Raw genomic sequence first — 479 nt, 5'->3', positions numbered from 1 at the left:
GGCCTGGACGCCAAGACGGCCGCGCAGACCCTGGGCAAGCGCCCCGGCGCCGTACGGACGGCCGCGCACCGTGGCCTGCGCCGGCTCGCCGAACTGCTCGGCGACGATCCGGACGGCCAACCGGAATCCGCGGGTGTGCTCGACGCACTTCCTCCCCAGAGAGAACCACGCCGTCGTACGGTGACGTCCGCGAGTGTGACGCAGTTGCGAGCGCGGACGCAGAAGGACTTGTGATGGCCGATGAGCGGTACAGGTGGCTGGACGCGGAGGCGGCGGAGCGCCTGCTGAGCGGTGAGTCACCCCAGGCTGCCGGTCCACCCGCCGGTGACCAGGCCGAACGGCTCGCCGGTGTGCTCCGCGCGCTCTCCGCGCCTCCGCCCACGGCCGGGGACGAACTTCCCGGGGAGGCGGCCGCGCTGGCCGCCTTCCGCAAGTCGAGGGACGAACGGACAGGGCAGGCCGACTCGGCCCCGCACACC

Annotated in this window: 2 pseudogenes; both read left to right on the top strand. The window is 73.7% G+C overall.

The annotated features are described in order from the left end of the window. Positions 1-234: pseudogene (locus tag LPA54_RS37395) on the top strand (RNA polymerase sigma factor); the annotation flags it as partial. Continuing rightward, positions 234-479 (top strand): annotated as a pseudogene (locus tag LPA54_RS37390) (hypothetical protein); the annotation flags it as partial. The pseudogenes LPA54_RS37395 and LPA54_RS37390, both read left to right, overlap by 1 nt.

Source organism: Streptomyces sp. DH12, assembly GCF_020873895.1.
In the GTDB taxonomy this organism is placed as follows: domain Bacteria; phylum Actinomycetota; class Actinomycetes; order Streptomycetales; family Streptomycetaceae; genus Streptomyces.
The sequence above is the reverse complement of the archived record's forward strand: the minus strand, read 5'-3'. Positions and strand labels throughout refer to the sequence as shown.